The sequence below is a fragment of the Sulfurovum sp. bin170 genome (assembly GCF_010892395.1).
GTDB lineage: Bacteria > Campylobacterota > Campylobacteria > Campylobacterales > Sulfurovaceae > UBA1140.
In genome coordinates this window covers 1-3,689 of record NZ_JAACKB010000229.1, presented here as the reverse complement: position 1 = coordinate 3,689, position 3,689 = coordinate 1, and the positions used below count along the sequence as shown (strand labels likewise).

4 protein-coding genes are annotated in these 3,689 nt (G+C 35.7%); 2 read left to right on the top strand and 2 right to left on the bottom strand.

What is annotated here, in order from left to right:
* Positions 1-339 (top strand): thioredoxin family protein (locus tag GSY74_RS05360; RefSeq protein ID WP_164664075.1); only part of this gene is annotated, 339 nt, incomplete at its 5' end.
* A gap of 14 nt (positions 340-353) precedes the next feature.
* Complete coding sequence (locus tag GSY74_RS05355; protein ID WP_164664074.1) at positions 354-1,358, top strand: alanine racemase; 1,005 nt, start codon at positions 354-356, stop codon at positions 1,356-1,358.
* Here the strand turns inward: GSY74_RS05355 and dbpA are convergent.
* Entirely contained in the window at positions 1,355-2,713 is a 1,359-nt protein-coding gene (gene dbpA / locus GSY74_RS05350) for an ATP-dependent RNA helicase DbpA (protein ID WP_223157470.1), read from the bottom strand. The genes GSY74_RS05355 and dbpA overlap by 4 nt on opposite strands.
* 25 nt (positions 2,714-2,738) lie before the next feature.
* The coding region (locus tag GSY74_RS05345) for a hypothetical protein (RefSeq protein WP_164664073.1) at positions 2,739-3,689 on the bottom strand (951 nt) is incomplete at its 5' end.

Sequence of the window (3,689 nt, the reverse complement as noted above, 5' to 3'; positions counted from 1 at the left end):
TATCAAAATGATTATAAAATAGCAGAAAAAGAGGCAAAAGTAGATGGCAAATATCTCTTTATACTCATCACTACAAAAGGTTGTGGATGGTGCAAAAGACTGAAACGAACAACACTGAATGAGAGAGAGATAAAAGAGAATCTAGCAAAGAAGTATATCGCTGTAGAGTTGGATAGAGATAGTAGCTACTACCCAAGTTCAATGAATATACAAGGTGTGCCAAGCGTCTTTATCATCGACCCAAAGAGTGGAGAGACCATTAGAGATATTGTTGGGTTTAGAAAAGATAAAAATGACTATCTAAAATGGTTTAGGTATGTCACAAATTTAGAAGAGTAGTTATAGAATTCAAGATGGCATATATAAAAATAGAGAGACAAAATTTTTTTCATAATCTTAGTCAATTTCTATCTAAAACAGGTTCAAAAGAGAGCATAGGTATAGTTCTAAAAGATAATGCTTATGGTCATGGATTGGAGCTTATGGCAAAACTATCATCCGAGTTTGGCTTGACCCAAGCAGTGGTTCGAACTTATGATGAGGCTAAAGAGATAAAAAAATATTTTGAACAGATATTAGTTCTTGGAGACAAGGCAATTATAGATGACAAATGCTCTTTTACGCTAAATAGTTTAGATGATATTAAGATAGCCCAAAAAGGTTCGACCGTAGAGCTAAAAGTGGATACAGGAATGCATCGAAATGGTATCTCTATGAGTCAGTTAGAGGAGGCTTTAACCTTGATTCGAGATAGAGACTTGAATCTAAAAGGGATTATGACCCATAACCGTTCAGCAGATGAGTTGAGTAGTGAGCTTTTTTGGCAACAGAAAAGTTTTGAAGATGTGAGAGATAGAGTAGGGGAGTTTGGTTTTAAAGATATTCGATTTCACTCGTATAATTCGGCTACCTCTTTGCGTTTGGGATGTTCAGATGAGGATATGATTCGTTTGGGGATTGGGGCTTATGGTTATAGTGAACTACCAAAAATTTATGATAGTTTAAATCTAAAACCTGTTCTCTCCCTTTGGGCTAGAAAAATATCTACTAGAGTTTTGAAAAAGGGTGAGAGAGTTGGGTATGGTGGTACATTCATCGCCCCTAGAGAGATGATTGTCTCCACTTATGACTTGGGTTATGGTGATGGTTGGATGAGGAGTTCTACCATGAAGCCATTTGTTACGGCTGAGGGTCTGTCTATACTGGGGCGTGTATCTATGGATTATATCTCTTTGGAGAGTAGCAAAGATGAGGTTTGTATAGTGGGTAATGCCCTCTTTGCAGGTAGGCAGATTGGGACTATATCTTATGAGATTATGACTCAACTATCTGAGGGAATGGATAGAGAAGTGGTTTAATCCAACCACCAAACCCTAAATTTTCTCTTTTTTATCTTTCCATTCTTCAAACCATTAAACGCCTTTTTAATCACAGACTTATCTATAGCCACATAAGAGTTACGGTCATATACATTTATCTTTCCTATATGTTTTGGCTCTATTCCTATATCTTTACAAAGCGTTCCAAGTATATCTCCAGCTCTTACTTTTTTCTTCTTTCCTCCATCAATACATAGTGTTCCCACTACTCCTTGGAGATAAAAGTTTTTGTTTGGTCGTAGTGAACTTATATCTTCCACTTTTAGAGATGGTCTAACCTCTTCTAGTTTTCTGATAGCGTAATTATCACAAAGAGTGACAGCAAGACCTTTTGCATCTGCTCTTCCTGTTCGTCCTATACGGTGGATGTACTCTTGGGGTTTCATCGGAATGTCATAGTTGATAATAATATCTATCCCCTCTATATCCAGTCCACGAGCTGCCAAATCAGTTGCAACCATAATAGGTAGTGAGCCATTGGCAAACTGTAGTAGCATCTCCTGTCGTTCATACTGCTCTAGGTCACCATTTAAAACTGCTGTATCAAATCCTCTCTCCTGTAGCATATCAGCAATCTCATTGGTTTTGACTTTTGTATTACAGAAGATTAGAGCCAAAGAGGGTTGAAAAGATTGCAAAGTTTTGATGAGTGCTTTATCTCTCTCTTCTACTTTAAATGCTCTCTCCTCAATAGAGATATGTTGCTCTTGGGACTCAATCTCTATATTAATAGGATTGTTGAGTATTACAGAGGTTAGTTTGCTGATATTGTCAGGATATGTCGCAGAGAAGAGGAGGTTTTGCCGTTTTTTTGGTAGATTTGAGACTATTTTGAGTATATCATCAGCAAATCCCATATCCAACATTCTGTCCGCTTCATCAAGTATAAGTGTTTTTATTTCTGATAGCTCTATGGTCTCTCGTGAGAAGTGGTCAAGTAGTCGCCCTGGGGTTCCCACCAATATATCTGCTCCTTTTTCCAAAGATGCAACCTGATTGGTTAGGGAGGTTCCTCCATAGAGCGTTATCACTTTTACTCCTGCTTTGTACCGTGCTACTTTTTTTAGCTCCTGTGCTATCTGTTCACTTAGTTCTCGTGTTGGTACTATGATAAGTGCTTGTGGATTTTGCTCTTTTGCTTTGATTTTATTGATAAGGGGTAGGGCGAAGGCTAAGGTTTTCCCCGAACCTGTTTTGGCTTTTCCTATTATATCTTTTCCCTCTAAAATATGAGGGATAGAAGCTTGTTGGATTGGGGTCATCTGTTCATAGCCTAATGATTTTATGTTTTCCAACAGATCATCAGGTAGATTAAGGTCTTTAAAATTGGTCAAGTTAACTCTTTTTGAGAATTATATCTTATCTATCTAAAGTTAGCAGAATCTTATCATTATATTGGTCGTGTATGGTATATTGACTTTTTGTTGTCTCTACGGTTATCTCTCTATTTGGGATAGTTGCTACTTTGTGACCTAGATGCAGAGCTATTTGGGGTATAGATACTACTATCTGATAAACTGTTATATTGTTGTTTTGCTCATTATTACTTAAGAGAAATGATTGGTCTGTTATATTTTTTGTTTGAATCGTATCTCTTGCAGGAACTCTATCTATACCAAAAAGATTTATAACAGCACCATTTATTATTAATATAGCTACAACAGATAGAGTTGAGAGTAGAATTTTTTGTTCTATCCTATCTATTTCTATTTTTGATATAAACAGACTAGTTCCAACTCCTATGGAGATTAGACCTAGCAGAATTCTAAAGCTATAGGTAATATCAGTCCAAAATAGAAGTGCAACAGGTAGAATAAATAGGAAAAAAGCCTCTATATGATACTCTGAAAGGGAAAATATCTGACGAAGTAGCTTTTTTTGTCTATAGAGTATATAGTTTAGATTTAGGTTGATATTTGAAACAGTAGCCTCAGCTACAATGATATAGAACCAAGTAAATAGAGCTATTGTGCCTATAGATGTACTAAAAAATGTATTATTCATAATCATCTCTATATCTTCTATAGGTAGAAGTATAGCAATAATAGAAGAGTTTAATACAATAGTAATAATAGCTAAAATAAAGGTCAAGGCAAATGAACCAATTTTTGTTAATAGAAATGGAAAGAGAAATCTTATACTTGGGTGAAAAATAGTAAAGACACCTACCCACCAAAGTACAGTACATGTGAAAACCCAAAGAGAGTTTCCTTGTGATATATACCATAAAGGTGGAACGGTTACAATAGATAAGATAAAAGCGATAAGAGATGTGTCAAAATATTTGATGCTTTTTCCAAAACTTTCTTT

What these genes read in the sequence shown, in the direction of transcription:
- GSY74_RS05355 (WP_164664074.1), top strand. Translation starts at nt 354, where the DNA reads ATGGCATATATAAAAATAGAGAGACAAAATTTTTTTCATAATCTTAGT.